Source organism: Streptomyces hypolithicus, from assembly GCF_052934925.1.
The window spans coordinates 3,164,260-3,184,624 of the sequence record NZ_CM128811.1 but is presented as its reverse complement, the minus strand read 5'-3'; the positions used below and the strand labels follow the sequence as shown (position 1 = coordinate 3,184,624).

Below are 20,365 nucleotides of genomic sequence, written 5' to 3'. Positions count from 1 at the left end.
TCCATTCAGGTCGGATCGGTCAGAAATTGACGGTGAGCAGGGCCTTCAGCGGCCGGTGCCTGTCCACGCCGCGGAGATCGGTCAGCGCCCGCGGCAGATCGAGAAGTGGGTAGCGATCCTTGGTGAGCAGGTCGGCCCAACTACCGCCGCCGGTCAGGAGGGTCAGGGCGTCGCGGAAGTCGCCGCGTCCCTTCGCGCGGCAGTAGGAGTAGGAGCCGCAGACGGTGATCGAGCGGCGGAAAACGTCACGAAGTGGCAGGGACAGCGCGACCTGCGGTGCGTAGGCGTTCTGGACGACGACAGTGCCGCCGTCCCGGACGCAGGACACGGCCTGCCGCAGCGGGGCGTCGTCCTGACCGGATGCCGCATCCACCACGGCCTCGCATGGCGGCAGCGTGCCCTGGTGCACGGCGACGTCACCGAGAACCTGGTGCAGTCGGTCACGACGCTCGGCGGATCGAGCGGCAAGGTGGACCTCCCATCCGGCCTGAACAGCACAGACGGCGGTGCACACGGCTATGGCGCCGGTCCCGATGACGCCCAGGCGACCCGGTCGCATGGACAGGCCACAGCGCACCCCGTGCAAGGCCACCGCCATGGCATCGGCCAGGACCGCGTGCGCCGGGTCGCGCAGGGCGGGGAGCCGCACGACGCTGGAGGACGGCACGCGGACCGCTTCGGCGAACCCGCCCGGAAGATCCCAGCCGACACGCCGCAGACCGTGGCAGAGATGCACCTGGCCATCCACGCATGCGGCGCACGACCGGCATCCGATCAGCGGGTCGACGCAGACCCAGTCGACTGTGCGGGCAACGGTGCCGACGATCTCGTGTCCCGGGAACCACGGTCTCGGCACCGGGCCACGCCACGACGGGCAGAGCTTGGCGAGGTCGCTTCCGCAGATCCCTGAGTAACGGACGTGGATCAACGTGGTGTCTTCGGTGTCGGTGGGACTCGGAGCAGCCGTGAGACGCAACGCGCCGTCACGCACGGCCCAGGCGCGTACCGGGGTCATCGGCCCCGCCTCGCGGTCAGCGCGGCGGGCACGGCCTCCACGGAGGCCACAGAGTCTCCGTGCCAGGGCGTCTCACCGAAGGCGAGCCCGGCCGGGCCGCCCCGCCGCTCTACGCGCAGCGCACGAATTCCGGCCCTCCGCGCGCCCGTCAGTTCATCGCCGCCCCCGTCTCCGCAGTAGAAGCTGCGCTGGGCGGCGACGCCGAGCTGTTCCAGCGCTCGTGCGAAGAGTCCGGGATCCGGCTTGATCGCACCTTCCTCGCAAGAGAACACCGCCGTGGGAAAGTAGGACGCCAAAGGCGTCCTACCCCAACATTCGGCGATCTCCGGGGAGGCGTCGCTGAGGAGTGCCAGCCGGATTCCGGCACGCCGCAGCGTGTCCAGCACCAGGAATACGGGGCGGTCAGCTCGTAATCGGGCTAAGGCCAAGCGCCGCAGCGTCGTCTCCACGTCGTTCACGCGGCCCCTGGCCGCGCCACACCGCGATACCAGGTACGCGGCGACTTCTCCGACCGATGAGAGTCGGCCGTCGTGGCGTGCACGCCAACTGACTCCCAGGACCGAGTCGACGATGCCGGTGCCGACCTCCATCGCGGCGGCGAACTCGCACACAGCTGCTCTACGTTCGGCATCGCTGGGAGCCGGCACGAGTGTGCCGAACAGATCGAAGATCACAGCCTCGCACTCGTACTCCACGGCATGAGTGCGCTCAACGCGGTCGTTCCTCGTGCGGGGTGCGGTGGGCACGTTGCCTCCCGATCGACACAGCGGCCAGTCCGCCGTTTCGCCGAAGCGACGACGGGTTGGCCTGGGTGGTGTGACCGTAGAGGCGTTCTGTGAGCGCACCCTGGAAAATCTTTCCGGGGTCGTCCGGGCAAGGACGGGGAGGATCTGGCCATGCGCGGAATCAGTGACACCTTGACCATCGGCGAGCGGGTCGCGTGGTACCGACGGCGCCGCGGGCTGTCCCAGGACGTACTGGCCGGGCTCGTGGGCAGGACCACGGACTGGCTGAGCAAGGCGGAGAACAACCGAATCGAACTCGACCGGCTGTCCGTGATCCAGACCCTGGCCGGCGCCCTCGGAGTGACGGTCGGCGACTTACTGGGCGAGCCGACGCTCGTGGACTGGGGTTCCGACACCGGTCGGCACGCCCTGCCCGACCTGCGCGCGGTCCTCATGGACTACCGCACACTCACCCCTCTGTTCACTCCCGGCCAACAGGAGGGCGAGCCGATCGGGCTCATGGGGCTTCACCGGGACATATCCGCTGCAATGGACGGCTACCAGGCGGCCCGGTACACGTGGATTGTCGACCGGCTCCCCGAGCTGCTCGCGTACGCGCTCGCCGCCACCCGCGCCCATCACGGCGCGGAGCGCGACGAGGCCCAGCGGCTCCTGGCGCTCGCGTACCAAGCCACCGCCCAAGTACTAGGGAAGGTGGGCGAGGCAGAACTCGCCTGGATGGCCGCGGACCGAGGGCTCGCCGCCGCCCAGCAGAGCGGTGACCTCGTGGTGACCGGGTCGCTGCTGAGGTCCGTGATGCACTGCCTCACCTCGACCGGCCGGTTCGACGCCGCTCTGAACCTGCTGGAGGACGCCGAGACGCTGCTGCGGCCGACGGATTCGGAGTCCGCCGGAGAGCATGTGTCCGTGTACGGCGCGCTGCACCTGGCCGGCGCGATGGCAGCGGCCCGCGCCGGAGACCGGAACGCCGTACGCGACATCCTCGGCCGGGCCGATCAGGCCGCTCAGCGCCTCAGGGCGGACAGCAATGAACTCTGGACCGCGTTCGGCCCCACCAATGTCGCCATCCACACGGTGGCCACCGCCGGCGAGCTCGGTGACCACCAGATCGCAGCCGACCTCGGACAGCGCGTAGACACCAGCGGCCTCCCCGTCGAAAGGCAGGTGCGCCACCATCTCGAAGTCGCCCGAGCCCTCGCAGCCCGCAATCGGGGTGACGAAGCCCTCGAGATCCTGCTCCAGGCGGAGTCCATCGCACCCGAGCAGATCCGGCACCACCCCATGAGCCGGGAACTGGTCCTCCGCTGGATACGCAACTCCCGAGGTCGGCCTCACGGCAATCTCGCCGCGCTCGCCCACCGGCTCCATGTCGTGGCCTGAAGGCACGGGCTGCGGTCGGCTGCGCAATGGATAGGGTGCCCCGCATGGACCGCAGCGAATTCCTGGTCGGCAAGGCCACACCCCTCATGGCGGCAGGCGCCCTGTTCTTCGACGAGGCCGGACACGTGCTGCTGGTCGAGCCGACCTACAAAGACTACCGCGACGTCCCTGGCGGGTACGTCGAGCAGGGCGAGTCACCGCTCCAGACGTGCGTCCGCGAAGTGCGCGAAGAACTTGACATCACCCCGCCGATCGGGCGGCTCCTCGCGATGGACTGGGCCCCCTCGGAAGCGGAGGGCGACAAGATCCTCTACCTGTTTGACGGCGGAGTCCTGGACCAGGCCACCTTGAACCGCGTCGTGTTCAAGGACGGCGAGATCCGGGCGGTCGCCTTCCACCCGGTCTCCGAGATCGCGAAACTGACCATCCCGCGCCTGGCCCGCCGGATCGAGCAGGCCGTCCAGGCGCGGCAGCGCGGCGAGACGGTCTACCTGGAGCACGGGGCCTTCCCGGGAGCTGACAGCACCCAGTAGAGGCGCGTAAACCCTCCGTTTCGACCAGCCTGCGGCCTTTACATCGCTTGGCCGGCCACGGCGAGCGTCCTCCTCGGTTGTGTCCCGCGGGGTGGTGTACGGGATCAAGCGTTGCGTGTTCCGGTACGACATCCCTGACGCGCACGAGGAACTCATCCCGGACAGCGGCGACACCCGATACCGTCGCCGCTGAACCGACCACAAGGGGGGAAACAAATGCGCGACAAATGGGGATGGGTCGTACTGGGTGCTGTCGCGCTTGCCGGCCATCTGGTCGCAAGCGCACGGCAGCGCGACACCGCCGAGGCAGACGAGGAGGTCATCCGCAAGTTTGGCGACGACCCAGGCAATTTCGGCACCCACTGGAACAGCGGGTCCGGCGGGTACCGGCAGTGCGGCCACCGAGTGTGCAGCAAGAAGGCGCACCGGTTCATCACGAGTCATGATTGTTGCACCCGGTGCGAGCGCTCCCGGAACTGTTACGCCGAAATGATGCGCGAGTACCAGGGGCCAGGCCGTTTCCCTCACGACTGCCACGACGGAATCATGCAGCCCGGCGTGTGCATCACCTGCGGCGAACCCGTCGACGAAGACTGACTGCCGCGAAGCGATCTGATTTCAACGAGTCACATATCCGTTCAACAGGCCGTGCCAGCAGTTCGCAGGCGAGGTGGGCGCGCACATTGGCCAAGAGCGGCTACACCACCCGGCGATACGCCATCTCCTCCTCAAGGACGTCGTTGACGCTACCGGGCCGCGGAAGAAGCCGTGGAAGCACAACGGACCGGCTCGGCCTGCTGCACCTCGCGCCGGCCCTGGTTCGAGATGGCTTCGAAGACGGCGAACACGACAGCGGACCGTGCCCGTTCCTCCTGCTCCAGGGCTTGGGCGACTGCACAGAGTCCGGGCTGATCGATACCCGTCATACGGGCCCAGCGGAGAAGGGAAAGGCCGTGCCAGACAGCCCGGCTGGTCCCGACGGCGTCGTTCCCTGTCGCCGCTGGCGTGGGGATACTGGCCGCCATGACTTCGTCTTCGCACGTAGAGATCGGCGACGTAGCAGCGGCCGTCACGAATATGCACCGCGCCACAGTTCCGGGCGAGCACGCTCAGGCCGCCACGCATGCTGCCCTCTCTGTCAGCCTTGGGTGAGACGTCCCGCTTCGACGGGTTAGCCTTAGAGGGCACCGACAGGAGAACCCCCCTTCATGACCAGCACCAACCCCGCCGGATCCGATCCGGCCCCCAGGCCGAAGCGCCGCTCCTTCAGCCCCGAGTACAAGCTGCGGATCGTGGCCGAGTACGACGCCGCGCCCAAGAACGAGAAGGGTGCGGTCCTGCGCCGCGAGCGCCTGTACCACTCACACGTCACCGAGTGGCGGGCCGCGCGGGACGCCGGGGCCCTGGAGAAGCTGGTCGACAAGCGCACCAGCCCGGCCCGGCCGAAGAAGCCGGCCGCCGAGGCGGAGAACGAGAAACTGCGCCGCCAGGTGGAACGGCTGGAGAAGGAACTGGCCCGGAACAAGGCCGCGCTGGAAGTCATGGGAAAAGCTTCCGCGCTCTTGGAAATGATCTCCGAGAGCGCGGACTGAAGTCTGACGCCGACCCGGTGGGCGACGACGCATTCAGCGGCGTCGAGGCAGAGTTGGGCATCACGGCGGCGTGCCGGCTGACCGGCCGATCGAGGGCCACCCACTACCGCCGGCTGCGGCCCCCACCACCGCGCAGGCCCCGCTCGCCGCAGGCCCAGCCCTCGGCTCTGGCAGTCGAAGAGCGGGCTGCGGTACTGGAGTTGATGAACAGCGACGAGTACGCCGAGCTTGCGCCCGCGCAGATCTGGGCCCGCGAGCTGGATGCCGGGCGCTACCACTGCTCGGTTTCAACGATGTACCGGATCCTGCGCGAAAAGGGGCAGACCGGCGAGCGCCGCCGCCAGGCCACCCACCCGGCAAAGGCGGTGCCCGAGCTGGTCGCCACCGGCCCGTCTCAGGTGTTCACCTGGGACATCACCAAGGCGGCCGGACCGGTCAAGGGCGTCTGGTATCACGCCTACGTGATCATCGACATCTTCAGCCGGTACATCGTCGGCCACACCGTCGAGCGAGCCGAATCGGCGGAGCGGGCCGAGGAGTTGATCCGCGAGACCATCGCACACAACGGGATCGTGCCCGAGACCGTGCACGCCGACCGCGGCACCTCGATGACCTCCAAGAAAGTCTCCCAACTGCTGATCGATCTGGGCGTCACACGGTCGCACTCGAGGCCGAAGGTCTCCAACGACAACCCCTACAGCGAAGCCCACTTCAAGACCACGAAGTACATGGCGGACTACCCCGACCGCTTCGATTCGCTGGCCCATGCCCGCGAGTGGTTCGACGCGTTCATCGCGTATTACAACCATGAGCACCGGCACTCCGGCATCGGCTGGCACACCCCCGCCTCCGTGCACTTCGGCACCGCCGAGGAGGTCCGCGATCAGCGCACGGTCACCAACTCGCTCCACCCAAAGATCATCGCACCTGGAGCGTTAACTCATGACCATTGCCCCATGGAGGGGGACGCCATGCAGGGATGGGCACTTGCCCACGGCTGGACTGCCAAGAATCCCGTACATCTCGCCGAGTACGTGGAGAGCATCAACGCCGGCAAGCGTCCGCGCTACCGCCACGTGCTTCGTCCGGATTACGTCGACATCCTCCGACGCCGAATCGCGGGCGAGGGGTGACCACTACCAGGCAGCCCATCGACTCCACGTACTCGCTGCATTCTCCCCGACGGCACATCGTCGGTGAGAATGCAGCGAAAATCAGCGAGCCACGGTGATACGAGGCAGCGCCTTGTTGCGCTCAGGCCCTATAGCTAGACCGACACGGCCCTCGATCCGACGGACATCCCGGAGTGGGGTGTCGTCTTTGAGCGGGATGACGTACGCGGTGGTCCAGTCGAGTGTCTTCCTCACGTCCTTGGCATGCTGGGCAAACCGAGTAGCGACGCCAAGAGTGGTGGAGCCGACGTAGAGAACGCGCCCCGACCAGCCGCAGACGACGTAGACAGCGCTACCCGCTGTGACAGCGGCCTTCGGACCGAACGGGATCGGCCCAGAGGGCCCATCGCTGCGAAGCCAGTCTCCGGCGTACGCCGCAAGGGACTCTAATTTCCCCGGGGTCACGAGACAGCCTCGGCAGTTTCTTCGTCTTCCCACGCCTCGACCGCCTCATCGGGATTGTCGAGATACTCCGTACCCCACCGGTCGTCCCGCCGAGCCGTCACACTGCGCCCCTTTCGATTACGCCGCTCCCAAATTCGGCCCCAGAAATCGAGGTCGGCTCCTGCGGCGTCGAGGGTGCCCTTCCATTCGTTGACGTGGCTGAGGTCGATTCCGACGGTCTCGACGTGGTCTGTTCCGTCCGCTGCCTTGACACTCCGCAGGGCGGTCATAGCCTCTTCAAGCTGACGCACAGCGGCTCCGAGAACAGCAGCAGCATCTCGCAGCGCATCGTCAGGAGTATCCATCGAGGCGGGTCTGCTCGGCGAGCCGGCTTTCGGAAACGTCGAGCGCAGGTATACGTCGCTGAGGGTTTGGTCCTGGGCCCGGTCCTCGGTGAGACGGATGCTCCCGCCCTCGTCCACGGCGCGGAGTGCGGAACGACCATCGTTGTGGTCGACGACAGCCTGGTACAACTGGTGAATTCCCAGACGCGACGCGAGCATTGTGTCGATGACCTCGCCCGGACGGCGTCGGTCGTCAGCGTTGGGGTTATTGCTGGTTCCGCGATCGGCCCACAACGACAACGTGGCGATGAGTGGATACGTAGCTCGCGCGGCAAGCTCGAGACGGGCCTGCCCCGGCGCTCCCGCCGGATCGTCGTCGAACTCGTCGAGAGCATCAGCCAGTACAGCATCGGCGTCGCGGTGCGTGGGTTTGAAGGGATTATCCCGCACCGCGACAAACCCGTGCTGCATATAGCGGCGCACCCGATCAGGGCTGGCCCCTTCGCCCCCCACAGACCTCACGATCAAGGCCACCGCAAGCTTCACCCGGACATTCTTCGTAACACGCTTACGCGTCGACTGACGGGTCACAGCGTCACGGATCGCGTCACGGATAGCCTGGTCGTTGCTTGTAAACAAGGCGATGATCTCAGCTGCTCGAATAGCCGGGTCGGTCGGCAAATGCGCGATCTTGGCCTGAGCGCGGCTGATGGCACCAGCAAGCCAGCGACGACGCTGAGGAGTGAGGATCCTCCGGTCCTCCATCACCGTCAGTGCTTCGTCCGCGAGCGACTCGAGCTCAGGCCCCTCGCCCCACTCCTTCGGGGCGTCGACATGGCGGAGCGCCACCAGTGACTTGACCGCAGAGGAGAACCGATCAGGCCCACCGGGCAGAGGCCGGTAGCCGACAAGGATGAGCGCCGGCATGGTCTCGCAGCGCAGCGCCTCGGACTGCTTGACCGTGGGCCCTTGCTCGAATGCCGTGTTCAGCTCCTTGATGCGCCCCCTCATGAAGGTGTCGGACTCGGCCTTCACCGCGACGTCAACACTATTGCCGTCTCCGAGGAGGTCGTGTGCGGCAGTAGTACGGGACGATCCCTCGGCAGTGGTCATTGCCCAGAGGTCGGGGCACTCTTCAGCAGTGTGGCTGTAGCGGTTCGCGACGAGCCACACCTCGGTCAGAACGCCCTGATTGCGGATCGAATACCGCCAGTCGTTCGCATCGAGCACTGCACGGGCAGCGAGGGCCGAGGCCCACGCCATGTGCTCGGTCGATTCAACCTCGACTTCGAGGTGCGGCGTGGCGCCGTTGCTGGTGGGGTCGTCTACCGGCGCGAACCGGGACTCTTCATCCGTCCCAGGTTCGATCGCAATGGGATGGCGGCGGGCATTCCCGATGCGGGGGTTGCGGATGTCAGGCAGCGTGCGGCGAGTCCAGACTCGCGCACGCACGGCGAGAAGTTCGCCTCCCGTGATGGCCAGCGTCGTGGGCGTCGCAATTGACCTGCGGAGTTCGGCCGGGTCCACTACCGCGTTGGCGACGCACTCGGCCGCATCCGGTGTGAGGTCAAACGTGTCGACTAGCTTCTCAGCAGCCTTGCGGCGAGCGGCGATGGGAGCAAGCTCGGGGAGCTTGTTGACAGGCCGCGGAGGTACGTGATCGTGCGGGGTAGCCGTCTCTTCAAACAGAGCTGTCATGGTCCGTTGCCCTCCTGAGCGGAGTTGGGCACACCAACGGAGCATGGGACGGTTGATCTAGTAGTCGTCCCACTCACTCCCGGAGCGCCACACAAATGTGGTCGGTGCCCGGGAGGTCGGACGACTGAAGCCGTCAGGCGGATCCCCTCCGACGCTTCTGGAGCAAGCCCCAGCGTGGTCTTCGGCGGCAGCGCGGCACTCGGCACGGTCTGCGGCGTGAGGAAGCATGCCTCCACGTTGCCTACCCCAGGGGATCCCTGAAGCGACCATGCTTCGCTCCACGCGTCGCAGGCGAAAGCGACAGTAGCAGGCCGCGGCTAACTCCCGTTGCTCTTAGCACCTTTGACTTGTCTCGCCGCGCCAGAGCGGCATTTCGACCGGCGGTTCATCGCAGGAGTTCCACAGCCCCGGGCGGACCGACAGCACGCAGCACCTGTCACGACAGCCAGGTGCCGACCTCAGCTCCCTGGTTGCAGTTCTGGTTGCATTCACCGGCGTACAGCACCGTTCAGGAGCCTCACCCCCACCCACTGCACCCCAGGTCAGGACGTTCCCGCACCTCACCGAACCCCCGGACGAACATTTGGAAAGCGTGTTGGGGGCAACCCCTCACGAGTTCGAATCTCGTATCCTCCGCAGTCGCCTCACCAGGCGAAACGAAGAGCCGAGCCGCAATTGCGGCTCGGCTCTTCGGCGTGGATCGGTTGCAGTTTTGGTTGCGTTTACAGGCGACATTCAGGACAAATCTTCAAGCAGGAAAGGCGCACGCTCACGTCCTATGGGGCGACCGGCGCAGACTGCGCACGAAGTCACGGCATCTGACGGGATACGTCACTGCGGCTACCGGCTGCCAGGGCCCACATGATGAGCCGCCCGTCCTCAACGGCGTGGACGACGAGGTAGTCGCCGCCTTGAGCCGCCAGCGGGCGTTGCACCCCGAGGAGCTTTGGCATCGAACGCAGCCATATCCCCACATCGGTCGAGCCTCATTCACCCATTGCGGGCTGACCTGCGGCGATTCTGATTCTCGGCGGATCCACGCGGATCTGCCCACGGTCCCGGGACGATGTCACGGTCAGAGCCCGATCATCCGGACCTTGCTGCCGCACAGGCGGGTCATGTCATCGGCATCCGACGTGAGGACGGCGACCGGGCCGGGCTGACGCAGGGCCGCTTCCGCGACTGTCGCGTCGATCGCGCACTTGTGCCCGTGCAGACCGGTGGCCTTGAGCAGCTGCGCCGCCGCCTTGGCCGCTGCCTCCGTGACCGGCTCCACCTTGACCCGGGACAGCGCCCCTTGCAGCCGGGGCAGATTCACCCCGGAGTGGCTCACCTCCACGATGGTGTTGGCACTGACGACGAGGTCTGCGCCCATGTCGTGGAACACCTGGAACATCGCCACAACCTTCCGGTCCTGGGCAATCCAGGCCAACAGCCCCTCGCTGTCGAGGACAACGGTCTCGATGTGCCCGCTCACGCGGCGCTCGCGCCGCCAGTGGCCTGCGGCGTACCGAAGATCCGCGCCCGCGCCTCGGCCAGCTCCTCTTCGCTGAACGCGCCATGCTCGCCTGCGTGGCTGCGCAGGTCGGCCCCGAGGAGCTGGTGCCGGATCTGTCGGGCGACCGCTTCGGCCACATAGCCGGAGACGTTGTCCGTGACCTTCCTCAGCTCCGCCACCTGCTCGGTGGGGAGCGTCACCGTAATGCGAGTGGTGTCAGCCATAACGGCAAGCATACTGCGGTATGCGTCCTACGTGCTCGCTATGTGCCGCACACGCTTCGGTCTGCTTCGGCCTGGGCGGCTGTCGACTCGCGCACGGACTCGTACAGGGCGACTACGCGACACCTCGGTTCAGCGGACCCAGTAGCGGTATGCCTCGATCCATTGCGAGCCTTCTGGAGTCGGCTCCGGCAGCAGCAGGTCCAGAATTCCGATGCTCTGCCGGACCGCTCCCCGAGCGCAATGGGCGACTATGCGTCCGTCGTCGGTCGGATCGACACCGACCACGTTCACCTCTACGCCAAGAACAGTCGTGGTGAACGGTACGGCGAGGTTCTCCTCAATCATCGTGAAGAGTCCGGTGAGCTGCTCATCCTCGCCGTAGGCGTCGATGGTGGCCTCTTCAATCAACGCCTCCAGCATGGCGGGGTCCAAGGTGCTCATGACCACACCGTAGCGCTGCGTCGCCGGGCCAGAAGCCCTTACCCTCAGGCTCGTTTCCGTTCGTGAAGGCCAGGCCCGAACTTGCCAATGGGTGACAGCGCTTGGTGGAGTGCAGTGGTGGGCGGGCCGTGGATGAGGCCCTCGGACAGCAGCGAGGCGGTCGAGAGTGGCACGGGTTGTCGTACGAGAGCCGGGTACGGGCGCGCGGAGCGCGCCGCCGCTGGCCGTGCCGGAAGCGGCGGCCTTCGCGAGGGAGTTGCTCAACGGTGGCTGGGCGGCGGTGTTCGTGCCCGGCGAGCCCGCCCGCCTTGGGCGGCTGCTGCTGTGGAAGCCCGCCGGGGCGACTGCCAGCAACGGAGCGACGCCCGCGGGCGTCGATACCGATGTGGTGGAGCTGGTGGTGCCGCACGGCCGCTCGGTCCGGCGGCGCAGGGTGGAGGGTTACGCGCTTCCTGCCGCCGTCGCCGTTTCCGCCCTGGCGGGGGCGATGCCGACGCATCCCTCCGGCTCCGCCTGGCAGGTGGCCGCCCGGTTCGCGCTGCGGTTGCTCGCCGACGGCCGCCTCCACCCGGCCCTCACACCTGCTGGTTACGACAGCTGGCAGGCGGGTCCCTTCACCGCCGCTCAGCGTCAGACGCTTGATGCCTTGGCCGCCGCCTTCCCGCCCCACGCCCACTGTCTGCCCGAGCCGGGGCCGCCGCCGGTGCGGATCGCCGAACCGGTCGCGCTGATACGTCAGTTCTGCGATGCGGTCGCCGACGACCTGGTCCGCGCTCCGGCTGCTCCGCTCGCCATGGGGGCGCTGCCGTACGCCTGGCGCGAGACGCGGGCCGTGCCCGCCCTGCGGGAGTGGGCCGAGGAGACCGCCGCCGCGTTCACCGCCGACATCAGCGTCTCCCTGCGCGTCGACGTACCGGAGGGGCGGCGCCGGCAGTTCCGGGCTGTCCTGCAACTGCACACCGCGGCGGACCCGGCGCTCGTCATCGAAGTCGCACGGCTGTGGAGCGAACCGGCCGAAGTGGAGCGGCTGCTCGGCCCGCGTGCCGAGACCGAAACGCTACTCGCCCTGCGCCGCGGCGCCCGCGCCTGGCCCCCGCTTCAGCGGTTCCTCAAGGACGCCGCTCCCGATCAGCTCCGGCTGACCGACGACGAAGCCTTCGAACTGCTGGGGGATGCCACCGACGCGCTGCGCGCGGCCGGTATCGACGTGCACTGGCCGCGCGAGCTGGTCAAGGCACTCACGGCGTCCGCGGAGATCGGGCAGCGCACCGCACCCGGCTCCAGCGCGGGCGGTCTCCTCGACGCGGATGCTCTCCTCGACTTCCGCTGGCAGATCTCGCTCGGCGGCGAGCCGCTCACCGAGGCCGAGATGGACGCCCTCGCCGAGGCGCGCCGCCCCCTCGTGCGGCTGCGCGACCAGTGGGTGGTCGCCGACCCGAGACTCGTCGCCCGCGCGAAGCGCCGCCGGATGGAACCGCTCACCCCCATGGAAGCGCTGAGCGCCGCGCTGACCGGCGAGGTGGAGCGGGACGGGGAGACGTTCAGCTGTGCGGCGGTCGGGGCGCTCGGCGACCTGGTCGCTCGTATCCGCGATCCCGAATCCCGCACCCCCGCTCCCCAGCCCGCCGCTCTCAAGGCCACCTTGCGCGACTACCAGAAGCGGGGCCTTGCCTGGCTGGCCGAGATGTGCGAACTCGGCCTCGGCGGCTGCCTCGCCGACGACATGGGCCTGGGCAAGACCATCACCTTGCTCGCCCTGCACCTGCACCGCCAGAGCGACCCCGCCACCGCGGGCCCCACCCTTGTCGTCTGCCCGGCCTCCCTTCTCGGCAACTGGCAGCGCGAGGCCGCCAGATTCGCACCGACCGTCCCCGTGCGCCGTTACCACGGCGGTGACCGCCACCTCAAGGACCTGGCCGGCGACGAGATCGTCCTGGTCACCTACGGGGTACTGCGCCGTGACCGCGAAGTCCTCGCCGAGACCGCCTGGTCGCTGGTGGCCGCCGACGAGGCCCAGCACGTCAAGAACCCCTACGCCGTCACCGCCCGAGAACTGCGCGCCCTGCCCACCCGCGCCCGCGTCGCGTTGACCGGTACCCCGGTGGAGAACAACCTCTCCGAGCTGTGGGCGCTCCTCGATTGGACCACCCCCGGACTCCTCGGCTCGCTGTCCGCCTTCCGCGACCGGCACGCCCGCCCCATCGAGGCGGGAGAAGACCCCGAGGCCGCCGAGCGCCTGTCCCGTCTCGTACGGCCCTTCCTGCTGCGCCGCAAGAAGTCCGACCCGGGCATCGCGCCCGAACTCCCGCCCAAGACCGAGACCGACCGCGTCGTCCCACTGACGGCCGAACAGGCCGGCCTGTACGAGGCGGTGGTCCGCGAGACCATGGCGAAGATCGCCGAATCCGAGGGCATCGCCCGGCGCGGCCTGGTGCTCAAGCTGCTCACCGCGCTGAAGCAGATCTGCAACCACCCCGCCCAGTATTTGAAAGAGCACAGCCTGCGCCAGTCCACGCCCTTGCGCAGCCGCTCCGGCAAGCTCGACCTGCTCGACGAACTTCTCGACACCATCACCGCCGAGGGCGAATCGGTGCTGGTCTTCACCCAGTACAAGCAGATGGCAGCCCTCCTGGAAAAGCACCTCGCCGAACGCGGCATCCCCACCCTCTTCCTGCACGGCGGCACCCCCGTTGCCCGGCGCGAGGACATGGTGGACCGCTTCCAGCGCGGTGAAGTGCCGGTGTTCCTGCTGTCGTTGAAGGCGGCGGGCACCGGGCTCAACCTCACCCGCGCCAGCCACGTCGTGCACTACGACCGCTGGTGGAACCCGGCCGTCGAGGACCAGGCCACCGACCGCGCCTACCGCATCGGCCAGGACCAGCCCGTCCAGGTGCACAAGCTGATCGCGGAGGGAACCGTGGAGGACAAGGTCGCGAAACTGCTCGATTCCAAGCGCGCGCTCGCCGACGCCGTCGTCGGCTCCGGCGAGGCCGCCCTGACCGAACTGTCCGACGCCGACCTCGCCGAACTCGTCGCCCTGGGGAGGCAGTCATGAGCCCCTCGGTCCCCGGCCCGCGCCGTGCGCCCGCCCGCGGCACGCGTGCCTTCGCCGTGACCTGGTGGGGCCAGGCATGGGTGGCCGCCCTGGAGGACTCCACCCTGGACGCCGGACGGCTCTCGCGCGGACGCACCTACGCCCGCAAAGGCATGGTCGGCCCCATCAGCGTCGCCCCGGGCCAGGTCAAGGCCGCCGTCCAGGGCAGCCGGCCACGCCCGTACCGCTCCTCGGTCCACCTGCCCGTCCTGACCGATGTCCAGTGGGACACCCTGCTCGACACCATCGCGGCCCGCGCCGGACACCTCGCCGCGCTCCTCGACGACGAGATGCCCGCCGAACTCGTCGACGACGCCCGCCACGCAGGCGTCCCGCTGCTGCCGCAGCCCACCGAACTCGACCCGGACTGCTCCTGCCCCGACTGGGGATACCCCTGCAAGCACGCCGCCGCGCTCTGCTACGCCATCGCCACCACCATCGACACCGACCCGTTCGTGCTCTTCGCGCTGCGCGGCCGCGGTCGCGAAGAGGTCTTCGCCCAGTTGCGCGCTCGCCGCACGGCAGCACAGGAGACCACCGCCCCACCGGCACCGGCGGGCATCCCGGCCGCCGCCGCGTACGCCCACTGGGCCGAGCACACTCCCCGCCTGCCCGAACTCCCGGAACCGGCCGCCCACGCCGCCGCACTCCCCGTCGCCCCACCCCCCGGAGCCGGCCTGACCACCGCGGACCTGGAGCACCTCATGACCGACGCCGCGGCACGAGCCGCGCAGATCCTCACTGGCGACACCACCAGCCTGCACCTGACCCAGCACCAGGACGCGGTCCGCATCGCCGCGAGCACCCCCGGACCCGAATGGTTCCACCACCTGATCCAGAACACCGGCACCAAACCGACCGCGTTCGCCCGCCTCACCCGCGCCTGGCGCCACGGCGGCCCCACCGGCCTAACCGTCGCCGAACAGCCCCACACCCCCGACCCGGCGGTGATGACAGCAGCCCGTACCGCCCTGACCGCGGCCCTCACCGAGATGACCGACTCCCCCGTGCACCTCAGAGCGTGGCGCAACCGCCTCACCCTCACCGACCACGGCATCCAGCTGCGCCTGGGCCCCGACGCCCGCTGGTACTCCTGCCTCCAGGACGAAGGAGGCGAATGGTGGCCCGCGGCACCGGCCGACGCCGACCCGGTCGCGGCTCTCACCGCGGCCTGGTCGCAGAACGGGGAGTGAGGAGACGATTCCCCGCTGACCGGTAACCACGAGCAGAGGCAGGACACACTCACGCTGCTCCACTCCCGTGGTTGCAGTTCTGGTTGCATTCACCGGCGTACAGCACCGTTCAGAACCTCCACCCGAACCGGCTGCACCGCAGGTCAGAACGTTCCCGTACGACCCAGAACCCCCAGACGAACATTTGGAAAGCGTGTTGGGGGCAACCCCTCACGAGTTCGAATCTCGTATCCTCCGCACCCGCCTGAACAGGCGAAACGAAGGGCCGAGCCGCAATTGTGGCTCGGCCCTTCGGCGTGTACTGGTTGCACTTCTGGTTGCGTTTATATCGACACATTCAAGATATTTCGGCGTACTCATGGCCAGACCTGGTGCCGCTGGACCTCGAGGCGCCAGCGAGGCGACGGGCATCTGTCCGCGTACGGCACCCGCGGATCATGGGAATGCGTCATCCTTGAGTCCGTGCCGGACCGGCTCCGGTCCTGCTGCGGCGTTCCCTGATTTGTCGAGGTGCACCCCACATGAAATCTCGGTCGACGCTCGTAACATGGCTGAGCGACCTCGACGGCTCCCGCCTTGCACGCGTGCTCGCAGTCCGGAAGGACACCGCGTCCCATCCGGAACCGCGCTCGGTGGGGGAACTGGCAGACCGTCTCCAGCGCCCGGGGTCCGTGGCACTCGTCCTGCCACAACTCACGCTGCCGTGCCTGCAGGCTGCTGAGGCCCTGGCGGCCCTGGGAACCCGAGCGACACGGGACAGCCTCGCGGAGTTGCTCGGCGCGACGACACTCGCGGCGGCACGCTCGCTGGACATGATCCTGGAGGCGCTGTCCGATCACGCGCTCGTCTGGCCGGACAGCAACGGGACGCTCCGCATGCCGGCACCCCTGCGGCAGGCGTGGGACGCACCCCTGGGCCTGGACGCCCCGCTGCAAGAGCTACTGGCGGGCACGACCTCGGAGGAACTGCGCGGCATGCTGGCGGCCCTGGACATCAGGCCGCCCGGCACCAAGCAGCAGCGACTCGCGGCCCTGGTGGAACACCACAGTGACCCGGAACGGATCGCCGCGGTGGTGGCGCGAGCACCAGCGACCACACGGAAGTTGCTTGAACACCGCGCGAGGTCCGCACCGGATCAGCCGCTGTTCATCGCGTTCGGGGCTCCTGGCCCCGGCCTCCAACCGGGCGCCCGATGGGCCGTCGACCGGGGACTTCTTCTTCAGGACCGCCACCGGTACGGGCCCACCCGCATGCCGGTCGAGGTGGCCCTGGCCGTGCGCGGACCCGGCTGGCACGCGCCGTTCGAGCCCCTCCCACCTGTCGCACCGCTGGTGTCGGTGACCCCCTCGGAGGTGGAGCGGGAGGCCGCGGTCGCCGCCACGTCGTTCGCGGCCCATGCGGCCTCGGTCCTGTCGACCTGCGCGACGGCTCCACCGGCCCGGCTGAAGTCGGGCGGGATCGGCGCGCGTGAACTGGCCCGGATCGGCAAGGCCGCCCAGGCCGACGACGCCGTCGTACGGCTCACTCTGGAGACCGCGTACGCCGCTGGGCTGCTGGCCCGGGACGGCGATCGCGTGCCGCCCACCGAGGCGTACGACGCCTGGGCGGAACAGGAGCCCGCGGAACGGTTCGCCGTGCTGCTTCAAGCCTGGCGGAACCTACCGCTCACACCTAGCCGGGCCCGCGACGAGGACAACAAAGCACTCCCCGCACTCGCGGGTGCACCTCCTTGCAACGGCTGCGTGCAGGCCCGCCACGGGCTGCTCGTCGCAGCGGAGGAGCTCCCGGCGGGGCGGGGCATGCGTGCCGCCTCGGATCTGGGACCGCTCGTGGCCTGGCATCGCCCGCTCGCCGACACCTCGCCCGAGGAAACAACCCCGTTCGGCGCCGTGATCCGCGAGGCAGAGCTGCTCGGTGTGCTGGCTCGCGGCGTTCTGTCCCCCCTCGGTGCCCACCTGTTGGCCGCCGACGCCGCGCAAAAGCTGAGCGCCACGGCCCGACGACTGCTGCCCCTGGCCACTACAACGGCGCGGATCGGCGCCGACCTCACCGCCGTCGTCACCGGTACACCGACCGCGCGACTCGCCGCGCTCCTGGATTCGGTGGCCGCCCGGGAGACCAGCGGCACGGCATCGGTGTGGCGGTTCAGCGCCGGCAGCATCCGCCGGGCCCTGGACGCCGGCCACACCGCTGACGGCATCACCGCCGATCTGGCCGCCGTCGACACCACAGCCTTGCCCCAGCCTCTGACCTATCTCATCGCCGACACCGCACGGCGTCACGGGCGGGTACGCATCACCCCTGCCGGTTGCGTCCTTCACGGCGACGAGCCCGCGCTCCTCGCCGAAATCGCCGTCCACCGCGCACTCTCCAAGCTCGGCCTGCGGCAGCTCGCCCCAACGGTCCTGGTCAGCGGCAGCCCGCTGGAGACCACCCTCACCGCGCTCCGCGCCGAGGGCTACGCCCCCGTGGCCGAGACGGCCGGGGGAACGCTACGCATCGAGAAGGTCCAGCCTCACCGGGCTTCCACTCCCATTCCGGCCCCACGTGGTACCAGCGGAAAGCCCAGCCGCCGGAGCACGGCCGGCCATCCACCGGAAGCCGCGCCCGCCGCGGTCGAGCCGCATGTCCTGGCCGCCCGGCTGCTGACCGCACCGCCGACCCTCCCGGCCCCCGACCCGTTCGGGACCGGTGTCCCCTACGGCACGGACACCGAGGAGATCGTCGCCGGGTACGCGAAGAACCTGACGTACAGCGATGTCCGGCAGCTCGCCCATGCCGTCGACGCCGTTCAAGCCATCACCGTCGAGTACGTCGCCACCTCGGGCAGTCGAACCGTACGCACCCTCAGCCGGCTCACCCTCGACCCGCCCTACCTCGAAGCCTGGTGTCACCTGCGGGATGCCGAACGCGTCTTCACCCTCTCCCGCATCCACAACGTCATGCCCGAAGGAGAGGCGTGATAGTAGCGATGAAGATAGTATCCCTATCGCTACTATCACCTACGGGGGTACCCCATGCATCGTTTCATCGGGCGGGGCCGCGAGCTGAGCGTGCTCCGCAACGCCTTCCAAGCAGTAGGCGATGCCGCCGGGTCGGCGAAACCGGGGCAATGCATCCTCATGCGGGGAAGACGGCGGGTCGGCAAGTCCAGCCTCGTCGAGGAGTTCCTCCGGCGCACGGAGACGCCGCACCTCTTCTTCACCGCGGCGGGCGGCACAGCGGAGGACGAACTGACGGAGCTGCTTGACTCCGTCGCCAGATCCACCCTGCCGGAGCGGGAACTGTTCTCGGAGGAGACCCCGGCGCAGTGGAATGCGGCGTTCAGGCTGCTTGCGGAGATCCTGCCCGACGACAGCCCGAGCGTGGTCGTCATCGATGAGGTGCCGTACCTCATGGACCGCATCGACGCCTTCGAGGGGATGCTCCAGCGGGCATGGGACCGCCTGCTCAGCCGCAAACCCGTACTCCTCCTCCTGGTCGGGTCCGACCTCTCGATGATGGAGGCCCTGAACAGTTACGACCGCCCCTTCCATCAGCGGGGACGGGAAATGGTCGTGGGGCCGCTGAACCCGGCCGACATCGGCGAGATGCTCAGCCTTCCCCCGGCGGCTGCCTTCGACGCCGCCCTGATCACGGGTGGTCTCCCGCTGATCTGCGCGGAGTGGCGGGCCGGAGCGGACGTCTGGGAGTTCCTCAGCGAGGCGCTGGGCAACCCGATCTCGGCGCTGCTGGTCTCCGCCGAGCGCTCACTGGCCGCGGAGTTTCCACCGCAGGCGATGAGCAGGGAAGTCCTGCGGGCCATCGGAACGGGGGAGCGAACCTTCACCAACATCGCGCGCGCCGCCGGTGGCATCGCCCACACCACGCTCACGCGAGCCACGGATGTCCTGACCGAGAAACGCGTAGTGGCAGCCGAGCTGCCCCTCTCACTGCGACCGTCGAAGGAGCGCCGCTATCGAGTGGCCGACCCCTATCTCCGGTTCTGGCTCGCGTTCCTGGATCCGCACATGGCGGAGATCGAGCGAATGAGGGGGGATCTCACCCTGAGCCGGATCAAGGAGCAGTGGACGAGCTGGCGTGGCCGCGCGATCGAGCCCTTGGTCCGGGAGTCCCTCGCCCGTCTCCTGCCGGACGGATTCCTGCCCGGCGCCCCGGCGATCGGCGGGTACTGGACCCGCAGCAACGATGTCGAAATCGACCTGGTGGGCGCCGACCGGCAGCCAGTGGCCAAACAGTTGCTCTTCCTCGGCTCGGTCAAGTGGCTGGAGAACTCCACGTTCGACAGCCATGACCTGGCCGCGCTGCAGAAGCACCGGGCAGCGATCACCGATGAGCCGGTACCGCTCGCGGCGATCTCCCGCAACGGGACCAGCTGTTCCGGGCTCCAAGCGGCGTACGGTCCTGAGGAACTACTCAGCGCCTGGCGCAGGGCGTGAGCAAGGGCTTGGGCCCCGCTGGTTGCAGTTCTGGTTGCATTCAACTGCGTACAGCACCGTTCACAGACCCCACCTGCATCTGCCGCATCGCAGGTCAGAACGCTCCTGTACGCCCCGGAATCCCCAGACGAACATTTGGAAAGCGTGTTGGGGGCAACCCCTCACGAGTTCGAATCTCGTATCCTCCGCAGCTAGAAGGCTCGGACCGCTCACGCGGACCGGGCCTTCTGCTTTGGCAGTCTCATCCACAGTCTCAACGGGACTCTTCGGGATCTTCCTCCGTCGCCCCGTCGTCGCTCTTCGCGACCTCCCAGATGAGCCCACCGACCTGCTTCGCGACATCTTGCAGGATGCCGCCGGTCACGTGCTGGTAGCGGGCGGCCATCGCCGTGGACGACCAGCCCATGATCTGCATCACGACGCGCTCCGGGACTCCGAGGATGAGCAGCACCGTGGCGGCCGTATGCCGCGCGTCGTGCAACCGGCCGTCGCGCACCTTGGCGTCCGTGAGTAACTGCTTCCACGCGTCGTAGTCGGTGCTGGGCACCAGGGGCGCACCGACGGGCGAGGTGAAGACGAATCCGGTCTCCCGCCACTCCTGCGCTGCCCGAG

At 68.5% G+C, this 20,365-nt stretch carries 16 protein-coding genes and 1 pseudogene; 9 read left to right on the top strand and 8 right to left on the bottom strand.

The genetic code is table 11. The annotated features are described in order from the left end of the window. Positions 1-19 precede the first annotated feature (19 nt). Together ACU6WZ_RS15060 and ACU6WZ_RS15055 are read right to left on the bottom strand one after the other, a co-directional pair. Complete coding sequence (locus tag ACU6WZ_RS15060; protein WP_447028578.1) at positions 20-1,015, bottom strand: zinc-dependent alcohol dehydrogenase; 996 nt, start codon at positions 1,013-1,015, stop codon at positions 20-22. Beyond that, complete coding sequence (locus ACU6WZ_RS15055; protein WP_447028577.1) at positions 1,012-1,710, bottom strand: HAD family hydrolase; 699 nt, start codon at positions 1,708-1,710, stop codon at positions 1,012-1,014. Before ACU6WZ_RS15055 ends, ACU6WZ_RS15060 begins: the two co-directional genes overlap by 4 nt. A gap of 201 nt (positions 1,711-1,911) precedes the next feature. Here ACU6WZ_RS15055 and ACU6WZ_RS15050 point away from each other — a divergent pair, with 201 nt between their 5' ends. The 5 genes from ACU6WZ_RS15050 to ACU6WZ_RS15030 all read left to right on the top strand — a co-directional run bounded on the left by ACU6WZ_RS15050 (position 1,912) and on the right by ACU6WZ_RS15030 (position 6,399). After that, positions 1,912-3,141 (top strand): helix-turn-helix domain-containing protein, encoded by a 1,230-nt coding sequence (locus ACU6WZ_RS15050; protein ID WP_447028576.1) that lies wholly within the window; start codon positions 1,912-1,914, stop codon positions 3,139-3,141. Positions 3,142-3,185: 44 nt separating this feature from the next. Beyond that, positions 3,186-3,674, top strand: a complete 489-nt coding sequence (locus ACU6WZ_RS15045; RefSeq protein ID WP_447028575.1) for an NUDIX domain-containing protein — start codon at positions 3,186-3,188, stop codon at positions 3,672-3,674. Positions 3,675-3,890: 216 nt separating this feature from the next. Continuing rightward, positions 3,891-4,271 (top strand): hypothetical protein, encoded by a 381-nt coding sequence (locus ACU6WZ_RS15040; RefSeq protein ID WP_447028574.1) that lies wholly within the window; start codon positions 3,891-3,893, stop codon positions 4,269-4,271. 611 nt (positions 4,272-4,882) lie between these two features. Continuing rightward, entirely contained in the window at positions 4,883-5,266 is a 384-nt protein-coding gene (locus ACU6WZ_RS15035; protein ID WP_447028573.1) for a transposase, read from the top strand. A gap of 17 nt (positions 5,267-5,283) precedes the next feature. Continuing rightward, the gene (locus tag ACU6WZ_RS15030) at positions 5,284-6,399 is read left to right on the top strand and encodes an IS3 family transposase (protein WP_447028572.1); all 1,116 of its coding nucleotides are present in this window, start codon (positions 5,284-5,286) and stop codon (positions 6,397-6,399) included. 440 nt (positions 6,400-6,839) lie between these two features. Here the strand turns inward: ACU6WZ_RS15030 and ACU6WZ_RS15025 are convergent, their stop codons facing one another. The 5 genes from ACU6WZ_RS15025 to ACU6WZ_RS15005 all read right to left on the bottom strand — a co-directional run bounded on the left by ACU6WZ_RS15025 (position 6,840) and on the right by ACU6WZ_RS15005 (position 11,027). Further along, on the bottom strand, positions 6,840-8,864 hold the full coding sequence (locus ACU6WZ_RS15025) for a hypothetical protein (protein ID WP_447028571.1): 2,025 nt from the start codon (positions 8,862-8,864) through the stop codon (positions 6,840-6,842). An 809-nt stretch (positions 8,865-9,673) separates the two neighbouring features. After that, entirely contained in the window at positions 9,674-9,817 is a 144-nt protein-coding gene (locus tag ACU6WZ_RS15020) for a hypothetical protein (protein WP_447028570.1), read from the bottom strand. A gap of 122 nt (positions 9,818-9,939) precedes the next feature. After that, on the bottom strand, positions 9,940-10,341 hold the full coding sequence (locus ACU6WZ_RS15015; protein ID WP_447028569.1) for a PIN domain-containing protein: 402 nt from the start codon (positions 10,339-10,341) through the stop codon (positions 9,940-9,942). Next, positions 10,338-10,586, bottom strand: coding sequence for a hypothetical protein (locus tag ACU6WZ_RS15010; RefSeq protein ID WP_447028568.1), 249 nt, complete (start codon positions 10,584-10,586; stop codon positions 10,338-10,340). The genes ACU6WZ_RS15015 and ACU6WZ_RS15010 overlap by 4 nt, the downstream gene beginning before the upstream one ends. A 129-nt stretch (positions 10,587-10,715) precedes the next feature. Beyond that, a complete protein-coding gene (locus ACU6WZ_RS15005; RefSeq protein ID WP_447028567.1) occupies positions 10,716-11,027 on the bottom strand; it encodes a calcium-binding protein in 312 nt (103 codons plus the stop codon). A 226-nt stretch (positions 11,028-11,253) separates the two neighbouring features. Between ACU6WZ_RS15005 and ACU6WZ_RS15000 the strand changes: the two genes are divergently transcribed. The 4 genes from ACU6WZ_RS15000 to ACU6WZ_RS14985 all read left to right on the top strand — a co-directional run bounded on the left by ACU6WZ_RS15000 (position 11,254) and on the right by ACU6WZ_RS14985 (position 19,753). After that, positions 11,254-14,082, top strand: coding sequence for an SCO1167/SCO6262 family helicase (locus tag ACU6WZ_RS15000; RefSeq protein ID WP_447034049.1), 2,829 nt, complete (start codon positions 11,254-11,256; stop codon positions 14,080-14,082). Further along, positions 14,079-15,314 (top strand): SWIM zinc finger family protein, encoded by a 1,236-nt coding sequence (locus tag ACU6WZ_RS14995; RefSeq protein WP_447028566.1) that lies wholly within the window; start codon positions 14,079-14,081, stop codon positions 15,312-15,314. Before ACU6WZ_RS15000 ends, ACU6WZ_RS14995 begins: the two co-directional genes overlap by 4 nt. A 521-nt stretch (positions 15,315-15,835) precedes the next feature. Further along, on the top strand, positions 15,836-18,277 hold the full coding sequence (locus ACU6WZ_RS14990; RefSeq protein ID WP_447028565.1) for a helicase-associated domain-containing protein: 2,442 nt from the start codon (positions 15,836-15,838) through the stop codon (positions 18,275-18,277). 54 nt (positions 18,278-18,331) lie between these two features. Then, positions 18,332-19,753, top strand: coding sequence for an ATP-binding protein (locus tag ACU6WZ_RS14985; RefSeq protein ID WP_447028564.1), 1,422 nt, complete (start codon positions 18,332-18,334; stop codon positions 19,751-19,753). A gap of 253 nt (positions 19,754-20,006) precedes the next feature. On the opposite strand, the pseudogene ACU6WZ_RS14980 reads toward ACU6WZ_RS14985, so the two are convergent. Continuing rightward, positions 20,007-20,360, bottom strand: a pseudogene (locus tag ACU6WZ_RS14980) (tyrosine-type recombinase/integrase); the annotation flags it as partial. Between the last annotated feature and the right edge of the window lie 5 nt (positions 20,361-20,365).